17 protein-coding genes and 1 tRNA gene are annotated in these 19,171 nt (G+C 66.6%); 3 read left to right on the forward strand and 15 right to left on the reverse strand.

Going from position 1 to position 19,171, the window contains the following annotated elements; all coding sequences use genetic code 11:
- Window positions 1-217: 217 nt before the first annotated feature.
- Window positions 218-1,330 (reverse strand): M20 family metallopeptidase, encoded by a 1,113-nt coding sequence (locus tag AC1DE3_RS20880; RefSeq protein ID WP_476778190.1) that lies wholly within the window; start codon window positions 1,328-1,330, stop codon window positions 218-220.
- 64 nt (window positions 1,331-1,394) lie between these two features.
- Window positions 1,395-2,744 (reverse strand): amidase, encoded by a 1,350-nt coding sequence (locus AC1DE3_RS20885; protein WP_476778189.1) that lies wholly within the window; start codon window positions 2,742-2,744, stop codon window positions 1,395-1,397.
- 278 nt (window positions 2,745-3,022) lie between these two features.
- Between AC1DE3_RS20885 and AC1DE3_RS20890 the strand changes: the two genes are divergently transcribed.
- A tRNA-Gln gene (locus AC1DE3_RS20890) sits at window positions 3,023-3,096 on the forward strand.
- A 161-nt stretch (window positions 3,097-3,257) separates the two neighbouring features.
- On the opposite strand, the gene AC1DE3_RS20895 is transcribed toward AC1DE3_RS20890, so the two are convergent.
- From AC1DE3_RS20895 to glpK, 12 genes are all read right to left on the reverse strand, one after another.
- Window positions 3,258-4,079 carry a MipA/OmpV family protein gene (locus AC1DE3_RS20895; RefSeq protein ID WP_476852720.1) on the reverse strand — a complete coding sequence of 274 codons (822 nt, stop codon included), beginning with the start codon at window positions 4,077-4,079 and terminating at the stop codon, window positions 3,258-3,260.
- Between the two features lie 77 nt (window positions 4,080-4,156).
- On the reverse strand, window positions 4,157-5,533 hold the full coding sequence (locus AC1DE3_RS20900; RefSeq protein WP_441513462.1) for a sigma-54-dependent transcriptional regulator: 1,377 nt from the start codon (window positions 5,531-5,533) through the stop codon (window positions 4,157-4,159).
- Entirely contained in the window at window positions 5,530-7,257 is a 1,728-nt protein-coding gene (locus AC1DE3_RS20905; RefSeq protein ID WP_476852721.1) for a sensor histidine kinase, read from the reverse strand. The genes AC1DE3_RS20900 and AC1DE3_RS20905 overlap by 4 nt, the downstream gene beginning before the upstream one ends.
- Window positions 7,258-7,318: 61 nt before the next feature.
- Complete coding sequence (locus AC1DE3_RS20910) at window positions 7,319-7,741, reverse strand: DUF2147 domain-containing protein (protein WP_441513464.1); 423 nt, start codon at window positions 7,739-7,741, stop codon at window positions 7,319-7,321.
- Window positions 7,728-8,135: an EamA family transporter gene (locus tag AC1DE3_RS20915; protein ID WP_441513465.1), complete on the reverse strand. Its 408-nt coding sequence runs from the start codon at window positions 8,133-8,135 to the stop codon at window positions 7,728-7,730. Before AC1DE3_RS20915 ends, AC1DE3_RS20910 begins: the two co-directional genes overlap by 14 nt.
- Entirely contained in the window at window positions 8,132-9,259 is a 1,128-nt protein-coding gene (locus AC1DE3_RS20920) for a GNAT family N-acetyltransferase (protein WP_476778187.1), read from the reverse strand. Before AC1DE3_RS20920 ends, AC1DE3_RS20915 begins: the two co-directional genes overlap by 4 nt.
- Before the next feature lie 29 nt (window positions 9,260-9,288).
- A complete protein-coding gene (locus tag AC1DE3_RS20925; RefSeq protein WP_476778186.1) occupies window positions 9,289-10,140 on the reverse strand; it encodes an alpha/beta hydrolase in 852 nt (283 codons plus the stop codon).
- A gap of 11 nt (window positions 10,141-10,151) precedes the next feature.
- The gene (locus tag AC1DE3_RS20930) at window positions 10,152-10,514 is read right to left on the reverse strand and encodes an EamA family transporter (RefSeq protein WP_441513468.1); all 363 of its coding nucleotides are present in this window, start codon (window positions 10,512-10,514) and stop codon (window positions 10,152-10,154) included.
- Window positions 10,511-11,434 carry an arginase family protein gene (locus tag AC1DE3_RS20935; RefSeq protein ID WP_476778185.1) on the reverse strand — a complete coding sequence of 308 codons (924 nt, stop codon included), beginning with the start codon at window positions 11,432-11,434 and terminating at the stop codon, window positions 10,511-10,513. The genes AC1DE3_RS20930 and AC1DE3_RS20935 overlap by 4 nt, the downstream gene beginning before the upstream one ends.
- 18 nt (window positions 11,435-11,452) lie before the next feature.
- Window positions 11,453-12,898 carry an aspartate aminotransferase family protein gene (locus AC1DE3_RS20940; protein WP_476852722.1) on the reverse strand — a complete coding sequence of 482 codons (1,446 nt, stop codon included), beginning with the start codon at window positions 12,896-12,898 and terminating at the stop codon, window positions 11,453-11,455.
- On the reverse strand, window positions 12,891-13,583 hold the full coding sequence (locus AC1DE3_RS20945) for an MtnX-like HAD-IB family phosphatase (protein ID WP_476778183.1): 693 nt from the start codon (window positions 13,581-13,583) through the stop codon (window positions 12,891-12,893). The genes AC1DE3_RS20940 and AC1DE3_RS20945 overlap by 8 nt, the downstream gene beginning before the upstream one ends.
- A 282-nt stretch (window positions 13,584-13,865) precedes the next feature.
- A complete protein-coding gene (gene glpK, locus AC1DE3_RS20950) occupies window positions 13,866-15,368 on the reverse strand; it encodes a glycerol kinase GlpK (protein ID WP_476778182.1) in 1,503 nt (500 codons plus the stop codon).
- Between the two features lie 215 nt (window positions 15,369-15,583).
- On the opposite strand from glpK, the gene AC1DE3_RS20955 reads away from it, so the two are divergent.
- Window positions 15,584-16,702, forward strand: a complete 1,119-nt coding sequence (locus AC1DE3_RS20955; RefSeq protein WP_476778181.1) for a Ppx/GppA phosphatase family protein — start codon at window positions 15,584-15,586, stop codon at window positions 16,700-16,702.
- A 9-nt stretch (window positions 16,703-16,711) separates the two neighbouring features.
- Complete coding sequence (locus AC1DE3_RS20960; RefSeq protein WP_476778180.1) at window positions 16,712-17,452, forward strand: RlmE family RNA methyltransferase; 741 nt, start codon at window positions 16,712-16,714, stop codon at window positions 17,450-17,452.
- A 38-nt stretch (window positions 17,453-17,490) separates the two neighbouring features.
- Here the strand turns inward: AC1DE3_RS20960 and AC1DE3_RS20965 are convergent, their stop codons facing one another.
- Window positions 17,491-18,930: an MFS transporter gene (locus tag AC1DE3_RS20965; protein ID WP_476852723.1), complete on the reverse strand. Its 1,440-nt coding sequence runs from the start codon at window positions 18,928-18,930 to the stop codon at window positions 17,491-17,493.
- Between the last annotated feature and the right edge of the window lie 241 nt (window positions 18,931-19,171).

Below are 19,171 nucleotides of genomic sequence, written 5' to 3' on the forward strand. Positions count from 1 at the left end.
GGGCTTTTTGTCTTGACGATCGCGCTCACCTCAGCGGAACCGCAACGCCATTCCCGGGCGGACCAAAGGCCTGAGCCCGGGAAGTCCCCCGAGCCCTCATCCTGCGGAGCGCCACAGGCGCGTCTCGAAGGATGTGCCGGGAGGCTCCCGAGACATCATCCTTCGAGACGCCGCGTTCCGCAACTCCTCAGATGAGGGCTCGATTCTCAAACGGCGCTCAGATCGTCTCCAGCAGGCCCTTCATCAGCGCCTGCCGCGGAGCGATCGAGGAGATCAGCGCGTATTCCTGCAGCGTATGCGCGCCGTCGCCGTCAATGCCGAGACCGTCGAGGGTCGGCACGCCGAGCGCTGCGGTGAAGTTGCCGTCCGAGCCGCCGCCCGTCATCGGGCAGTCCTGCAGGTCGAATCCGATGCCGGCCGCGACCTTCTGCGCCTGTCCGAACAGCTCCGCCACCATCGCCGATTTCTCATAGGGCGGCCTGTTCATGCCGCCGGTGATGCGCAGCTTCACATCGGGATCGTGCGGCTTGAGGCTGAGGATGCGGTTCTCCATCATCACGCCATCGGCGAGCGTGGTCACGCGGCAATCAACGCTGAACCAGGCGTGCTGCGGGATGACGTTCGCGGCCGTGCCGCCGCCGACCAACGCGACGCTCGTCGTAATGCCGCGGGCATAGTCGGTCATGCCCTCGACGGCGAGGATCTGGTGCGCCGCCTCGCGGATGGCGCTGCGCCCATCGGCATGGCGCGAGCCGGAATGGGCCGGCCGGCCTTCGAGCCTGACATCGAAGCGGCCGACGCCCTTGCGCGCCGTGACGATCCTGCCGCCTTGCCGCGCCGGCTCGGTGACGAGCACCGCTGCCGATTTCCGGCCGATCTCCTCGATCAGCCCGCGGCTGGTCGGCGAGCCGATCTCCTCGTCAGGCGTGAACAGGAAGACCAGCGGCCGTTTGGCGCTGCCGGCGGACGCGACCTGCTTGAAGGCCTGCAAGGCAAGCCAGGCGCCGCCCTTCATGTCGTAGACGCCGGGACCATAGAGCCGGTCGCCCTCGATCCTGACCGGCAGCTCCTTGGCGCTCGTGCCGACCGGATGCACCGTGTCGAGATGCGACATCACCGCGACGGCCGGCTGGCCGTTGTCGAGGCCGGCGCGCAGCATGACCATGTCGCCGAGCCCGTCACGACCCGGGATGCGCTCGACCGCGATCGGCAGCCCTGCCACATCCTTCTGGACGAGGTCCATCATGCCGTTCAGCCCGGCGGGATGGCTCGTTGGGCTCTCGAGCGCGACCCAGACGGAGAGCGCGGCGGCGGCATCGTTCTGATTCATGGGGTCATTCTCTCCAAAGATGCGGTGGCCCGGAAGGCCATCTCCTGCTGGCACCCGGCGCGGCTCAGCGTCCCGCCAGGGCGGCTTCAGCCGCCGCTGCGATTGCAAACAGCGCCGCATCGCCGCCGCCGGCCCGCGCCAGCATCAGCCCGGCCGGCGCCTCGCCCCCACGATGCATCGGCAGCGAGATCGCGCAGCCATCCATCATGTTGATCAGCGTCGGGTTGCGCAGCATCAGCAGGTTGATGCGGGTGAAGGCCTCGTCGTCCTCCACGAGTTCGGCGATGGTCGGCGCGACGGTCGGCACGGTCGGCATCGCCAGCACGTCGAAGCCCGAAATATCCTCGCGCATCGCCGCGACGAAGGCGGCCCGCGCGTGGGTGAGCTCGATATAGTCGGCGCAATCCTGATTGCGGCCGCGCAGCACCCGCGTCCGCACGCGCGGGTCGTAGCCATCGCCCTTCGCCTCGATCAGGTCGCGGTGATGGGCGTAGGCCTCCGAGGCGGCAAAGCCACCCTTGGCGTTGAGCCGCGCAACCTCGGCGAAGCGTTCGAGGGGAGCATCGATCACGGCGGCGCCGGCCTTCGCAAGCAGCTCCAGCGCCCGGTCGAAGCTTGCCGCGACATGCGCGTCGAGCCCGTCGAGCGCGATCGTCTGCGGCACGCCGATGCGCAGGCCCTCGAGGCCGGCCGGGACGTCCTTCGGCAGCTCCGCTCCGCTCATGACCTCGTGCAGGATACGGCAGCATTCGACGCTGTTGGCGAGCGGGCCGATCGAATCGAGCGTCTGCGACAGCGGGAAGGCGCCCTCGCGCGGCACGCTCGCGGCCGTCGGCTTGTAGCCGACGATGCCGCAGAACGCCGCGGGGATGCGGCAGGAGCCGCCGGTGTCCGAGCCGATTCCGGCATAGGCCATGCCGTCCGCGACCGACACGGCGGCCCCCGAGGAGGAGCCGCCGGGAATGCGGCGCGTCGTGCGGTCATAGGGCGAGGCCGGCGTGCCGTAATGCGGGTTGAGGCCGAGCCCCGAGAAGGCGAACTCGGTCATGTTGGTCCGCCCCATCACGATGAAGCCGGCGCGCCGCAGCCGCGCGATCACCGGCGCGTCGCGCTCGGCCGGGACCGCATCGGCCAGTACGGTCGAGCCGGCCGTGGTCGGCTCGCCGGCGAGGTCGAACAGATCCTTCACCGAGATCGGGATGCCTGCGAAGGGCGACGGCGCGAGCCCGGCCGTCCGCAGTTTATCCATCGCCTCGGCCGCGGCGAGCGCCGCCTCGCGATGGACCTTGATGAAGGCGAGCGTTCCCTCTCCCTCCGGCGCGTCGATCCGGGCGAGCGCCTCGCGCACGAGGGCAAGCGAGGTGGTCCGGCCGGAGGCGAGATCGTCGGCAAGGACGGAAAGGGTGCGAGCCATGATGTTGTCGGGACCAGGTCGAGGCGGAGGATATCGAGGAGCAGGCAGCCTGCCCTTCGGAGGGAGGCAGCGCATGTTTGGCATGCTGCGGACCAACAGCATAGCTATGCGCAGGCAAGGCGGCCCCGCCGCGATCGCGGGCGATCCCCGCGCTGCCAGAGCGCACGACATCTTCCTGTGAACTGTTTCGCATGCAGCGTGAATTCAGCTCTTGCCAAGCCGGACCGCATTGATTAGACCCCGGCTCACCAACGCGGCGCCCCGAAGCGCCCCATCGTTGGGGGATCGTCTAACGGTAGGACCCCAGACTCTGACTCTGGTTGTCTAGGTTCGAATCCTAGTCCCCCAGCCACTTTTCTAAGTGGCAAGCGTTGGCGCCGAGCGCGCAAACAGGCAATCCTGGATCCGAACAGGTCACGCCGATAGACAGGATTTGATCCAGCGACGTCCGATGCCTGATAACGCCCGGAATCCGAGGCTGCCGTCAGGCGACCTCGGAATCGAGTCGTCGGATCAAAGGTCCATTCTGAACGAGTAGCTGGCGCCGAGCCCGACCGTGAACTGGTCACGCTGGCCGATCGTCCGGACAAGTGGAGAGCCCTCGGCCTGGTCGATCATCCGGTCATAGCGCGCGAACAGCGTCGTCGACCATTGCTCGGACCAGGTGTATTCGAGTGCCGTCGCGACGCCCAGGCTCTTGGCGCCGCCCGAGGGCCGATATGGGGTCAGATAGCCGTTGATCAGCGCTTCCGGCACCGTCACGCCGAAATTGGTGCGCATGTAGGACGCATTGCCCAGCGAGAGCCGCGGGCCCGCCGACAGCGTGAAGCGCCCCAGGCGCTCGACCCAGTCGGCAGAGAGGTCGGCAACGATGCCGTGGTGCCCGTTGAAGCCCTGGCGAACCTCGATGCGCGTGCGCAGGCGATCGAGTATCGGCCAGAACTCGGCGAAAACGCCGGCCTCAATCGCCCACGGAACGTCTCGCATGCCGAAAAGCTTCGGGCTCGACGACGAATAGCGCCCGCTTTTCCAGCTCCCCGCCACGCCGAAGCTGAAGCGGTTGGTTTCATAGAGCGCGAAATCGAGACTGTCGTCGGGCGCGCTGAAGCCTTCCGGCTCGCCGACACGGCGCCAGCTGAGCGAGGGCATGAAGGACGGGCCCACGGCATTCGCCCCCTCGTATTTGGGACCCATCTGGAACGAGCCGCCGAGCGTCACGATCCAGCCCTTGGCTGGCGTTGCGTCCGTCAAAGCCGGGCTCGGCTCGGCAGCCGCCGCGGACGTCGCCGACAGCAGAACGAGGCAGCCAATCTGTCCAAAACCGATACGCGACACGGTTCCTCCATGCGCGGCAAACGCGCCAAACATCATTCTGGCGCGCTTTCGCGACAGCGCCGCTACATGCCCGCCAATCATTCGATTACCGTCCGACCAACCCGAATATCGAGCTTCTTGATTCTATGCCAGAGGCTGCGTTCGGCAATGCCCAGCATCCTTGCCGCTTTCACCTGCACGCCCTCGCTCCGGCGCAGCGCCTCGACGATGAAATCCCGTTCGATCCGTTCCAGTTCGGCGTCGAGATCGCGCGGCAGCGCGTCGCGGCCGGCCCGGCGCGGCCCCTCGAACAGATCGCGCGGGAGATCCTGGACATCGATCTGTGAAGTCTTGGCAACGATGAGCGCCCGCTCGACGCAATTGTGCAGCTCGCGGATATTGCCCGGCCAGTCATGTCCCGCCATGGCCGCGAGCGCGGCGGGCGAGAAGCCGGCAACCCGCTTGCCGATCGTTTCCGAGAGCGTCGCCAGAAAATGCGTCGCCAGAAGCGGAATGTCTTCAGGGCGCTCGCGCAATGCAGGCAGCTGGATCGGAAAGACATTGAGGCGATAGAACAGGTCTTCCCGGAAGCTGCCCGCAGCGACCGCTTCGCGCATGTCCTTGTGCGTCGCCGCGATCAGACGGACATCGACGCTCTGGCTGCGATTCGCGCCGACCGGCTCGAAGCTGCGCTCCTGGACGACACGCAACAGCTTGGCCTGGATCGCAAGCGGCATGTCACCGATCTCGTCGAGGAAGAGCGTGCCGCCCTCGGCTGCGGCGAAACGGCCGACCCGATTGGCCAGCGCGCCGGTGAAGGCGCCCTTGACGTGGCCAAAGAGCTCGCTCTCCAGCAGAGTTTCCGGAATGGCGGCGCAATTGACGGCGATGAAGGGCCGCCCCCGGCGCGGGCTGTTGAAATGGATCGCGCGGGCGACCAGTTCCTTGCCTGTGCCGCTCTCCCCGTTCAGCATGACGGTCGCCCGGGTCTCGCAGACCTCGGTGACCTGCTCGATCACGCGGCGGAACGACGCGCTGTTGCCGATGAGCGTATCGAAGCTGTGGCGCCCTTCCAGCTCGCTGCGCAGGCGCTCATTGTCCCGCACAACATCGGCCAGGCGCAGCGCGCGCCTGATCGTCGCCGCGACATCCTCCATCTCGAAGGGCTTGGCGATGTAGTCGAACGCTCCTTCCTTGATGAGCTCGACCGCATCGCGCACGGCGGCGAAGGCCGTCAGGATGATGACGGGAATATCCGGCCAGCGGCTGCGCACCTCGCGCAGCAGGTCGCGCCCATCCATCACCGGCAGCCGCAGATCGGTGAGCACGAGGTCGAAGCGCGACTGGTCCAATGCCACGAGGGCCGCCTGCACGCTCGTCACCGCGGTCGTGCGATAACCGAGATCCTCCAGCGCGGCGGCCAGCACGTCCGCCAGACGCTCCTCGTCATCGACCACCAGGATGGTGTGGCTCACACGTCCTCTCCCGTCTTGACCCGCGGCAATGCGAGCGTAAAGGCCGCGCCCTGGCCCGCCATGCATTCGCAAGCGACCGTTCCGCCATGCGCCGCCGCCACGCTTTGCACCTTAGCGAGCCCCAGCCCCGTACCTTTCGCCTTGGTGGTAAAGAACGGATTGAAGACCTCGCCTCGGATCGCTTCGGGAACGCCAGGCCCTTCGTCGCGGATCGTCAGCGACACTGTGTCTGAATTCACCGCCAGGCTGGCGTGAATGGCGCCGCCCGAAGGCATGGCATCCATGGCATTGAGAACCAGATTGAGGCAGGCTTGGTGGAGCTGGTCGGGGTCCCCGCTGATCAGGGCGCCCTTGCTTCGGTCGTCGATCTGAAGGGTGATGCCGCGCCGGGCAAGCTCGGGAGCCGCGATGGCTGCGACCCGCTCGATGACATTGCGCAACGGGAATCGGCTGTGCACGAGCGGCCTCGGCTGGGCGAAGTCGAGAAAGTCGCGCATCAGGGTCTCGATCCGGCGGACTTCGTCGATGACATAGCCGAGCATCTTGCTCTCGGTTGCGCCGAGCTTGGAGCGATTGCGCACCACCTCCGTCGACGTCTTGATGATGCCGAGCGGATTGCGAACCTCGTGCGCAATCACCATCGCCGCCTGCCCCAGCGCGGAAAGCCTGTCGCGGCGGCGCAGTTCCATTTCGAGATCGTGCAGCTTGCCCAGCTGCTCGGCCATTCCATTGAATCCCGCGGCGAGCTGCGCGATCTCGCGCCCGCCGCCGGCGGTGACGCGTTGACCGAAATCACCCGCTGCAATCGCCCGGACGCCGCGGGTCAGGGCGCGCAACGGCCGCACGAGCACCTCCGACATCATTATGCCGACGATAATCGCGATGCAGCTTCCGAAGAGGAATATGCCGAGGAACAGCCGCTCGCGGCCGAGCTGCTCGAAGAACCCCGCTTCGCTGCGCAGGCCGATAAAGCTGATCGTCACCAGCTTGCCGTCGATGCCGCGAAAGCCGGTATAGACGGCGCGGTAGGCGCCCCCTTCGGCGTCCGCATCGAAGATTTCCTCCTCGCCGGCATCAAGCCGTGCCAGGATCGCCTTCGGCACGACGACCTTCCGATCGCTATGCGTCTGCACGATCGGTTCGAGCTCGCCGTCGAAGTCGGAGAACAACCGCACTTCCAGCGACGTGACGACCTTGATCCCGCCCAGGTAGTTGTCGTCGAGCCATGAGCCCACGAGAAGATTGGCGGACTGCCCGTTGATCTGGATGGACTGGACGGCTCCCGCCATGATCCAGCGCTGGCCGTCCGCAACGATCCTGAACAATCCCTGCCCCGTCTTCTCGGGCAGAGACCCGACGGCGGAGAAACGGCGCGAGGAGAAGATGATTTCGCCGCCGGGGCGATAGACCGCGATGAGATCGTAGCCGACCGAGCTCAGCACGCCGAATTCGCGCTCGACCGTATGCTGCATCTTGACGTCGCTCGGGCTCCGCTCCAGCCGACTGCCGATGACCCCGGCGACGCGCTGCGCCTCCTGTGCGGCTTCCGAGACCTCCAGCCCGAAGAAGCGCGACGTCTCGCCCAGCCAATGACCGACATTGTCCTCGAACGCATTGGAAATCAGCTTCGCAGCGACAAAGGCCGAGGCCAGCATCGCCGGCACGATCACCAGCAGGAATCCGATCACCAGCCTGAGCCTGAGCGTGGTCATGCGGGTGGTCACGACGAGCCCCGCAACGGCGGCGGGCCGCCTCCCCGTTCTGCGGTACGCGATCTCGCGTCGTTCACGGCTGCTTCGTCCAGGTGTCGTCGTCGCAGATCAGGCCCCCTAGGACGCAGCCGCGCACCACCAATGTGCCGGGCGCCGCGAGCTCCATCGTCGTGCGGTAGCTCTTGCCATCGGCGGGATTGTAGCCGTCGCCCACGAGCTTTCCGTCCCCGCCCGGAGTGAACCCGCTCAGAACCTGGATGCCGAGAAGCGAGCGCGCGCGCAGTCTGGCATCGGGATTGAACTGGTCGAAACGCGGCTCCTTCAGCCAGACGATGCGGCCACACAGCGCTGCCCCGCAGCGGGCGATCGCGATTTCCGACTCCCCGTCGGAATCGCGCCAGCGCCCGACGACATCCGTTGCAGGGCCGGCGCCGGCCGGCAGGGCCCCCAGGAGCGCGGCAACGGCGAGCGCAATCCGCAAACTACGGGTGCTCATTTTCATGCTCCCCACCTAGCAGGATCACTCCGGCGATGATCAGGGCGATGCCGACGGCGCGCAGGAGATCGATCCGCTCGCCGAAAGCCGCCCAGGCGAACAAGGGCACGGTGATATAGACCAATCCCGTCATCGGGAAGGCACGGCTAAGCGGCATGTCGCGCAAGATCGCCATCCACACCACGAAAGTTCCGAGATAGCCGACGATAGCGAGCCAGACGCCGGGAAGCTCCATGGATCGCGTCAGCATCGCGAGGCCGAAATCCATGTCGCCAAGCCCATCCGCGCCCCATTTGAAGGCGAGCTGCGTGCCGGTGTCGAGCCCGATGAAAGCCAGCCAGATCGCAAGCTGGCGCCAGCGCGACGGCGCTTCGGCGGGTGTGAAGGCAGTCATGCAGCTTTCTTTCCGGCATGTTCGGCGAGATCGGGATCGAAGCGGTCGAAGCCGAGCCATGGGCTCAAGCGACGCAGCGCCCATTGCAGGGGCGCACGGCGATGGCGGACATGGATGGTGGAGGCAACGAGCCGGCTGCCAAAGCGAAGCTTGGACGCGTAGGCGGTCTGGCCGCTCTGGAACAGGCGGATGCCGCGTTCGAGACAGAAGCGCACATTCGCCATCCAGCTCACCACGTAGAGATTGTGCTCACGCGCGAGCGGGTAGCGCATGCCCAGGAACTTATCGATGACGCGATCGGCCTCGACCAGCAGCAGGTTGAACGCCGCAAGCTCGCCTCCGATCCAGTACAGCACGAAAACGGCCTGCTCGCCCAAGGCCCGCGAAATTCCGGCGAAATAGCCGGGCGGCAGCAGCTCGAGCTCGCCATAGTCCAGGCCGCTTTGCGCGCGCGTGGATTCGTAGAGGGCGTCGATCTCCTGCTCGAACCCGGAGATGTCGGTGCGGAACTCGATCCGGACATCGCCTGCCTTCGCGAGCTTGCGCCTGACGTCCTTGCGCGTCGCCGCCGACAGCGACGCCAGATAGGCGGCCTCGTCCGGGAAAGGCAGGTCGAGCACGGCGACCGGCAAGCTGGCCAGGCGTGCAAAGCCTGCCCCGCCCAGGAAGGCTCCGGCCTCCCGTTCCTGCTCGGGCGCCAGATCCTTCCAGACGACCAGATGCGCGCCTTCGGCCACGGCCTGCCGCTGGAGGGTTTCAGCCATTTGCCGAAAGGCAGCGGCCCGGCCAGCCGAATCCAGCTGCGGCGAAAAGCCGAGATGGCAGCGCTCGCCATAGGGAGAGCCGACACAGAGGGCCTTGAGGGTGACAAGGCCGGGCACATGGCGGAACAGCGCCTCGCCAAGCCCACGCAGCGGGCCCTGAAGCGGTGTATCGAGTCGGTACTTCAGCCGGAAGAACGGCGCGACCCCGATCACCTCGCCTTGCGCCTCGAAGACGATCGCCGCCATGCGCAGCCCGACCCCGGAAGCGGCCGCCGCCGCCTCGCAGGCGTTGTAGTAGGCGTGGCACTCCGCCTCGCCGGGCAAGCACGCATCCCAGGCCGCGGGCTCGATTGCGGCCACGCTTGCGACGATCCGGGCGGCAAGCCGGCTCATTCGGCTGCGACGACGCGCAGTCCCGCCGCCTTCTCCCGAACCTCCCGCTTCGCCAACCGCGCCGCGAGCGCCAACGAACGCTCGACGACGATGCCCCGCTGCTGGTCGATCGTGACGAGGTGATAGCTGTCGTCGAGGATCACGGCATCGACGAGGCCGCCCAGCCGGCGCTGGATGTAGAACGCGTTCGACAGGCTGGCGACATCGTCCTCGCGGGCATGCACGAGCAGCGCCGGACAGGTGATCGTCGGCATCTCGCGCCGCGTCTGGTCGATCAGCGCCCACATTTGCTGGAGTGCGCCGGACGGCGTGCCGAGCAAACCTGCCTCGGAACTGTCGCCGCGCGTGATCGCGGCGGTGATCAGCGCGCGCGTGCGCAGATCCTTGACGCCATAAGGCTCGCGCTCGACGAAGCTGTAGCGGCGGCCGAAGGGCGTGTTGATCAGCCACTTCAACAGGAAGGCATAGCGCGGGATCGACCAGCCATCGTACCAGAGCGTCGGCGCGTAGAGCGCAAGCCCGTCGACGGCTTCGGGCCGCGCGGCAGCGACATGCATCGCCAGGACGGCACCCATCGAAAGACCGCCGACGATGACGCGATCGCAGATCTGGTGCATCCGGTCGAGTTCGTCGATGACGCTCTGGGCCCAATCGCGCCAGCCCGTCGCCAGAAGCTCGCTTTCTCCGGCGCAGTGGCCGGCGAGTTGCGGGCAGTGCACCGTATGGCCGGCCTGGTTGAGAGCGCGCGCTACGAGGCGCATCTCGGTCGGGGTTCCGCCCAAACCGTGGATCAGAAGGAAGCCGGTCCGGCCACCGGCATAGCGAAGGCTGAAATCGCGCGTCGTCACGTCTCGTTCCGTCAGACTGTTCGAGCGACGATGACCACGCCGCAGGTGATGAGGACAGCACCGAACCATTGCCGGGAACCGACACGCTCGCCGAGCAGAACCGCGCTGGCGAAGGTGATGGCGAGGAAATTGAGGCTGGCAATAGGAAAGGCGATCGATAGCGGCACCTCAGCGAGGATCCGCAGCCAGATGAAGAATTCCGCCACATAGGTCAGCACGCCGGCCATCGCCCAGCCGGAGCGGCCGAGCGCGACCGTGAGTTCGCGCAGCCCCGCACCCTGCGGCAACCTGTCGGCACCGAGCTTGAGGCAGAGCTGGCCGACGACGTCGCAGACGATCGACAGGATGAACCAGAGGACGATGTTCACGGTCACGGCAGCACCCGCGCAAAGCAGTCGATGAGTTCGGCATTCACCCGGGCGTTGACGCCGAGCTCTTCCGAAGAAGGCCGCATCGGCCGCGGATGATCGAAATAGGCGAGCGCCGCGCGGAACGGGTCGGAGAAGCGCGGTTCGGACCAGTCGCCGCAGACATCCACCCCGACGACGCGACGCGCGCCCGCCAGGCGCTCGATCGCGCCCAGCAGATGAGTCAGCGGCAGATCACCCTGATCCCAGTTGGTCAGCGCCTCGTCCCGCCCGAGGACGTCCTTGTCGATGCTGAGCCAGATATCCCCGGTCGGGATCGTGGCGACGAGGTCGTCGAGGAAATGAGCCCAGTCCTCATCGGCCAGATTGCGCCAATGCAGGTGGTTTCCCTCCTGCCGGAAACTCGCAACCGTTCCGTATCGACCCCAGACGCGCGAAGGCGCGTGCCGCCAGGGATAGAGCGCGATCCGCTCCTCTGCGACCGCCCTGAGATTGGCGAACTGCCATTCCGGACGCACGAGATCGCTACTGCAGGGCCCGATGGTGATGACCTTGCGGACCTGGGGCAGCTCCAGCGCCCGGTTGACCCAGGCGCCGCAATTGACCGTCGCCGGAAACTGCACCCAGTCGGGATGGTTGTCGAAATGGACAACCGTCACCGGCTCGGAGACTCCTGCGATCAGCAGCGCCGCGAGGTGATGGAAATCCCCGGAACCGTAGAAGTAGACGGGTGGTCCGCTCCCGCCCCTGTCCTCGGCCGCCAGTTGCTCGAGCAGCCGCGCGCGCGCCCCGCGGCTCGCCACGATGCGCAGGCGCGCGGCCAGATGCGCCGCATCGATGCGGGAAGCTTCTCCCGCGTCGATGCGGCGGCGCAGCGGCTCCTGGCGCGCGACGCTGCCATCGAGATCGATCACCTGCAGGCGCAACAGCCGTCTCCGGTCAGATCAGGCGCCAGCCACGCGGGCGAAGAGCTGGTCCAGGAGGGCGATCGCCAGATCGATCTCCTCGTAGCTCATGGTCAGGGCCGGCGCGAGCGTGATGACGTTCTTGTAGTAGCCGCCGATATCGAGCACGAGGCCGTAGCGCCGGCCTTCGAGCTCCAGATCGGCCTTCATGCCCTCGTCGCACATCAGGTCGGCCAACCGCTTCGACGGCGTATAGCTGTCATGCGGCTCGCAGATCTCGATGCGCAGGGCCATGCCGAGGCCGTCGACCTCGCCGACGATCTTGTGGCGCTTCTGAAGGTCCTTCAGCCCATCGAGGAAATACGCGCCCTTGGCCATGACCATGGTCTCGTAATCCTCCTCCTGCATCATCTTCATCGCCTCGAGCGCGACGGCCGTGCCGAGCGGGTTGGCGTTGAAGGTCGAATGCGTGGAGCCCGGCGGGAAGACGGTCGGGTTGATCAGCGCTTCCTTGGCCCAGACGCCCGAGAGCGGGTTCAGCCCATTGGTGACGGCCTTGCCGAAGACGATAACGTCGGGCTGGACGCCGAAATGCTCGATCGACCAGAGCTTGCCCGTCCGGTAGAAGCCCATCTGGATCTCGTCGACGACGAGCAGGATGCCGTGGTCGTCGAGCACCTTCTTCAAGCCGGTGAAGAAGTTGGGCGGCGGAATGACGTAGCCGCCCGTGCCTTGCAGCGGCTCGACATAGAAGGCCGCATATTCGGCCTGGCCGGCCTTGGGATCCCAGACGCCGTTATATTCGCTCTCGAAGAGCCGGGCGAACTGCTGCACGCAGTGCTCGCCATACTCTTCCTTGCTCATGCCCTTGGGCCCGCGGAAATGGTAGGGGAACGGGATGAAGTGGGCGCGCTCGCCGAAATGGCCGAAGCGGCGGCGATAACGATAGGACGAGGTGATGGCGGAGGCGCCGAGCGTGCGGCCGTGATAGCCACCCTCGAAGGCGAACATCAGGCTCTTGCCGTTCGAGGCGTTGCGCACGAGCTTGAGCGAATCCTCGACCGCCTGCGCGCCGCCGACATTGAAATGGACGCGCCCCTTGGTGCCGAACTTGCGCTGGGCATCCTTGGCGATCATCGCCGCGAGCTCGATCTTCTCGCGGTGGAGATATTGGCTCGCGACCTGCGGCAGCTTGTCGATCTGGCGTTTCAGCGCGTTGTTGAGGCGCGGATTGGCGTAGCCGAAATTGACGGCCGAGTACCACATCTGCAGGTCGAGGAAGCGGTTGCCCGCCGCATCGAGCATGAAGGAGCCCTCGCAGCCCGAGAAGATCTTCGGGAACTGTGTGTAGTGCACGGTATCGCCATGCGAGCAGAACTCCGCCTCGAGTGCGAGCAGGCGGGCCTCCTCGGCGGTGACCGAGGCCAAGTTCACCGCAGCAGGAGCGGCTGCAGTACGGCCGTGCTGGGGAAATCCGTCATCCATTGATCAAGTCCTTGATGTGATGGCTCGCTGCGGCCGGGACGACGCCAGTCAGCATGTCGTCGAGGGCACGCGCCGCTTCCGCGAGCCGGGAGAATGGGCGGTGTTCCACCCCAGCCTGATCGCAATGGGCGATCAGGCCGTTCTTGGCGAAGACGATGTCAGCGCGCTCGGCCAGGCAGAAATCGGACCGGCCGTCGCCGACGAGGATGGTGGCAGGCCGCCCCAGGCTGGTAGCCACGCTGCATTTGCAGGTGCCGCTGTTGCAGCTTCCATCGCGGGACGCATGCGGCGAAGTCAGGCGCCAGCGATCCACTCCGACCGGTTCGAGGTGATTGGCGATGACCGGCAGCCCGGCGAGCCCGGCCCGACGAAGCACGGTATGAATGGTGCGGTCGAGCCCATCCGAAACCACGGTAACGGGCACGCCGTGGCGCTGGCAGACCCGGACGAAGAAGGCAAAGCCCCAGTCGATCGCAAAGCTTTCGACGAAGCCGTCGAAAGCATCGGGCGAGGCGCGCAGCAGCGCGACCTGCCGCTCCATGCACTCCCGCGAACCGATGCGTCCGGCGACCCAGTCATCCTCGATCGCTTCCCAACCGGGCTCGGCGAAGCGGGCCAGGACACAGTCCGTCGTGTCCTTCTCTGAAATCGTCCCGTCGAAATCGACGATGGCCTGCCATTGCATCTGCGCGGAAGCTCCCGTTTCGCGGAGCTGCCAATGGCAAGCGTCGTGCCATCACGCAATACATTGATTTAATTAGGCTTTCTTGCCAAGCAGACTGGTGAATTCCTCACAAAATTGAGGTGTCCATCAAATTTTGGAGCATCACGGCCAATGGAGTTACAAACTCGGACATGCGCGCCGAAGACATTCTGCGAAAGAGCGGCGATAGCCAGTTGCCCCTCCACCAACAGCGCCATTCAAGCGGCTGCGCCTGCGGATGGCGACAGGCGCCGCAAGACGCGCCTATCCCCCGCTCAGTGTTCGCCGCACCGCGTCCTGCCAGCCCCTGACCTTGCGCTCGCGCTGGCTGGCCGCCATGGCCGGCGAGAAGCGGCGCTCCAGCCGCCATTGGTCGGCAAACCGCCTGGGCTCCGGGAGGAGCCCGGCGTCGAGCCCGGCGAGATAGGCTGCGCCCAGCGCCGTCGTCTCGAGCACTGTCGGCCGGTCGACCGGCAGATCGAGGATGTCGGCGAGGCGCTGCATCGTCCAGTCCGACGCCACCATGCCGCCATCGACCCTGAGCACCGAGCGACCGCCCTGCCCGGCTTCCGGCCAGTCGGCATGCATCGCCTCGATCAGGTCGAGCGTCTGGTAGCAGACGCTTTCGAGGGTGGCGCGGGCGAATTCGCGCGGGCCGGAGTTGCGGGTCAGCCCGAACATCGCGCCACGGGCGTGGGCGTCCCAGTGCGGTGCCCCGAGGCCGACGAAGGCCGGCACCAGATAGACGTCCTGCTCGGGATCGGCCGCCTCCGCCAGCGGGCCGGTGTCGCTGGCCTTCTCGATGATGCCGAGGCCGTCGCGCAGCCATTGCACCGCAGCACCCGCGATGAAGATCGAGCCTTCGAGCGCGTAGGTCCGCTTGCCGCCGAGCTGGTAGGCGACCGTGCTGAGCAGGCGATGCTTCGAGCGGACCGGCGTGTCCCCGGTGTTGAGCAGCGCGAAGCAGCCGGTGCCGTAGGTCGACTTCACCATGCCCGGCGTGAAGCAGGCCTGGCCGATGGTGGCCGCTTGCTGGTCCCCCGCGATACCGCGCACCGGGATCGACTTTCCGAAGAGCTCCGGCACCGTGTCGCCGAAATGCGCGGCACAGTCGCGCACCTCCGGGAGGATCGCCGCCGGAATGTCGAAGAGGCCGAGCAGTTCGGGGTCCCAGATGCCACGGCCGATGTCGAACAGCATGGTGCGCGCCGCATTGGTGGCATCGGTGGCATGTACCGCCCCGCCCGTCAGCCGCCACAGCAGGAAGGAATCGACGGTGCCGAAGGCGAGTTCGCCCGCTTCGGCCCGCCGCCGCGCGCCGGGCACATTGTCCAGCAGCCAGGCGATCTTGGTCGCGGAGAAATAGGGGTCGATACGCAGCCCGGTACGCTGGGCCACCAGGTTTTCGTGGCCGGCGGCCGCGAGATCGGCGCAGGCCTGCGCCGTGCGCCGGTCCTGCCACACGATGGCGCGGTGAATCGCCTTGCCTGTCCGCCGGTCCCAGATCAGCGTCGTCTCGCGCTGGTTGGTGATTCCGATCCCCGCGACGTCGCCCGCATTCAGCCCGGCCTTGGCAACCGCTTCACGGGCCGTCGCCAGCACGCTTTCCCAGATATCCTCAGGCTCATGCTCGACCCAGCCGGATGCGGGGAAATGCTGCGGAAACTCCTGCTGGGCGGACGCGACGACCGCGAGCGAGACATCGAACAAGATCGCCCGCGAGGATGTCGTGCCCTGGTCGATGGCGAGGATGTGTCTGGCAGCCATGGCGAATCCCTTGCCCTTCATGCGTCCTGGCCGGCAGGCCGGCCGGCGGACACTGGCCGATCAGCCGCCGCGGATGCAAGGCCGGCCGGTATCCCTGCAAGGTTCCGCTTGGCACGGGGCTTGCCGTGCAGTTACCTTGACGACGAAGCAACCGGCCGCGCGACGCTGCGGCCCCTGTCCGGCCTTGTGCTGACAGGTCGAGGGATTGGAAAACGGTGGCGGTCGAGGACCGGCAGCAACGGGACGTCACGCATGTGGCGCCGCCGCATAGGCATACCACCGATCCGCAACGGGCCGGTGGCGCGTTGGTTTCCGATGCCTTCAAGAGCTGCAACCCGGCATTGATCCATCAGCAGCCCACCGCGACCTATGCGGCGCTGGATCTCGGCACCAACAACTGCCGCCTCCTGATCGCGCGCCCGGCGCAGCATGGCTTTCGGGTGGTCGATGCGTTTTCCCGCATCGTCCGCCTCGGCGAAGGGCTCGCTGCCAGCAGCCGCCTGGCCGATGCGGCGATGGACCGGGCGGTCGAGGCGCTGAAGATCTGCCGCGGCAAGATGGCGAATCGCGGCGTCACCCGCGCCCGCCTCGTCACCACCGAAGCCTGCCGTGCGGCGACCAACGGACTGGACTTCATCCGCCGAGTCGCCGCAGAGGCCGAGCTCGCGCTCGAAATCATCGACCAGCGCACCGAGGCGGCGCTCGCCGTCTCCGGCTGTGCAGCGCTGACGGACCCGGCGGCCGAGAGCGTCATCGTCTTCGACATCGGCGGCGGCTCGACCGAGATCATCTGGCTCGGCGGGCGCAGCGAGGCGCGCGACCCCGCTGCCCGTATCCGCGAATGGGCCTCTCTGCCGATCGGCGTCGTTACCGTGGCTGAACGCTATGGCGGCATCGAGGTCGGCCGCGAGCTCTTCGAGCAAATGGTTGATGATTGCACGCAAGCGCTTGAACCTTTTGCAAAAAAGGCTGCGGCCGCCTGCGGCTCCAAGGGCTTCCACCTGCTCGGCACGTCCGGCACGGTCACGACCGTCGCCGGCATCCATCTCGACCTGCCTCGCTATGACCGCCGCGAGGTCGACGGGCTGTGGATGCACCAGCACGATGTCGCCGCCGTCATCGACCGCTTGATCGATATGGACTATGCCGCCCGGGCGGCCAATGCCTGCATCGGCCGCGAGCGCGCGGATCTGGTGTTGGCCGGCTGCGCGATCTTCGAGGCGATCCATCGCGCCTTCCCGAGCGAGCGCGTCCGCATCGCCGATCGCGGGCTGCGCGAGGGCATCTTGCTGCGCATGATGCACGAGGACCGTGCCTGGTGGCGACGGAAATAGGTTGAGGCGATGAGCACCGAAAAATCGGGCGGCAAGGCCGGCAGCGGCAAAGGGTCCGCCGGCGCGCGCGACATGCGCGTCAAGGTGAAGAAGGCCGGCAAGCTCAAGCATTCGTCGCAGCTCTGGCTCGAGCGCCAGCTCAACGACCCCTATGTGAAGCGGGCGAAGGAACTGGGTTATCGCTCCCGCGCCGCCTTCAAGCTCGAGGAGATGGACGACCGCTACAAGTTCCTGAAGCCCGGTCAGCGCCTCGTCGACCTCGGCTGCGCCCCCGGCGGCTGGTGCCAGGTCGCAGCCAAGCGGATCGGGCTTGAGCGCGGCAAAGGATGCGTCATCGGCATCGATCTGCTGCCGGTCGATCCGATCCCCGGCGTCGAACTGATCCAACTCGACTTCATGGCCGAGGAGGCCCCGGCCCTGCTGACCGAGCGCCTCGGCGGCCAAGCCGACGGCGTCATGTCCGACATGGCCGCCAACACCACCGGCCACAAGAAGACCGACCATCTCAAGATCATCGCGCTGGCCGAAGCCGCGGTCGAGTTCGCGCACAGCGTGCTGGCGCCGGGCGGCTTCTTCCTCGCCAAGTTGTTCCAGGGCGGCGACAGCGCCGAGCTCCTCACCGCGCTGAAGCGCGACTTCACCACCGTGCGGAACGTCAAGCCGGCAGCGAGCCGCGCCGATTCCTCCGAGCTCTATGTGCTGGCGACCGGCTATCGCCGGAAGACGGCCGACGAAAGCGCCGACGCCTGAAGGGCGCGCACGCCGGCGATATCAGGGCGCCGGAGCGCTCACTCCAGCGGCTTCTGGTCGGCGAGCGCCTCGGCTGTGACCTTGCGCGCGCTCACCGGAACGTGGCCTGAGACTTCCGTGCCGGCATCGGGAGCCAGCTGCACCATCCAGAGCGCCGAGGATGCCGAGATCAGCCCGACGATCGCGAAGGCCGGCCAGAAATCGCCGGCTGCCAGAGCCTTGCCGCCGTTGAAGGTATTGGCGGCCTCCAGCGCGAAGGCGCCGATGGTCACGCCCATGCTGAGCGAGAGCTGCTGGGCGACGCTCGACAGGCTTGTAGCGCTCGACATGTCGCGGTTGGAGACGTCGGCATAGCTCAGCGCGTTGATGCCGGTGAACTGCAGCGAGCGGAAGCAACCGCCGATCAGCAGCACGGAGAGCATGATCGCATGCGGCGTGGTCGGGGTGAACAGGCCCGACGCGGCGAGAAAGGCGGCGCCGATCACGGCATTGATCGCCAGCACGCTGCGAAAGCCGAAGCGCGCCAGGATGGTCCTCGCCAACGTCTTCATGATCAGCGCGCCGGCTGCCGAAACGAAGGTGATCAGGCCCGACTGCAAGGCGTCGAGCCCGAATCCGAGCTGGAGCATCAACGGCAGCAGGAAGGGGATCGCGCCGATGCCGGTGCGGAAGATCGAGCCGCCGACGACGCCGATCCGGAAGGTCGGTATCCGGAACAGCGACAGGTTGAGTACCGGATAGGGCACGCGCCGGGCGTGGAACCAATAGGCCGCAAGCGCCGCCGCCCCGGCCAGCACGCAGCCATAGGAAACGTAGACAGGGACGAGGTGCCGGCCGCCCGTCGCCAGGCCGAGCATCAGGCTGGCGAAGCCGAAGGAGGACAGCAGAAAGCCCTTCACATCCAGAGGTGCGACATCCTCCTCGCGGATATCCTCGAAGAACAGGCTCGACAGCACGACGCCGACGAAGCCGATGGGGATGTTGATGAAGAAGATCCAGCGCCAGTCGAAATAGGTGGTGATGAAGCCGCCGAGCGGCGGCCCGACCACGGGTCCGACCAGCGCCGGGACCGTCAGATAGGCCAGCGCGCCGACGATCTCGGATTTGCTGACGCTGCGCAGAATGACGAGGCGCCCGACCGGGACCATCATCGCTCCGCCCATGCCCTGAACGAAGCGCGCGCCGACGAAGGCGCCCAGAGAGTTCGATACGGCACAGAGGATCGAGCCGAGCATAAAGACGCACAGCGCAGAGCGGAAGATCGTGCGGGCGCCGAACCGGTCGGCCATCCAGCCCGAGATCGGGATAAAGACGGCGAGGCTGACGAGATAGGAGGTCAGAGCGAGCTTCAGCGCGATCGGGTCCTCCCCCAGCGACCTGGCGATGACCGGCAACGAGGTCGCGATCACGGTCGAGTCGGTGTTCTCCATGAAGAGAGCACAAGCGACGATGAGAGGAAGCAGTCTGGCTCGTTGCAAGGCGGTAACCTTCCGCGCTCACGCTGTTGTGTGAGCGCGTGTTGAATTCATAAGCTAGGTTATTAATGCGAGCACCACGACGTGACGAGAGGCGAAGTTGCTTTTTCCGGCCATTTCACGCGATCGCCACGCGCTCCTGCCATGCACGCACCTTCTGCCCCATCATCAAACACAAATCCGCCATGCGCCCGCCGCACTCCTACACGCATTGGGAAGTCACCATCTCTCTTCTATCCGGCCT

Source organism: Allobosea sp. 10L417 (genome assembly GCF_056395485.1).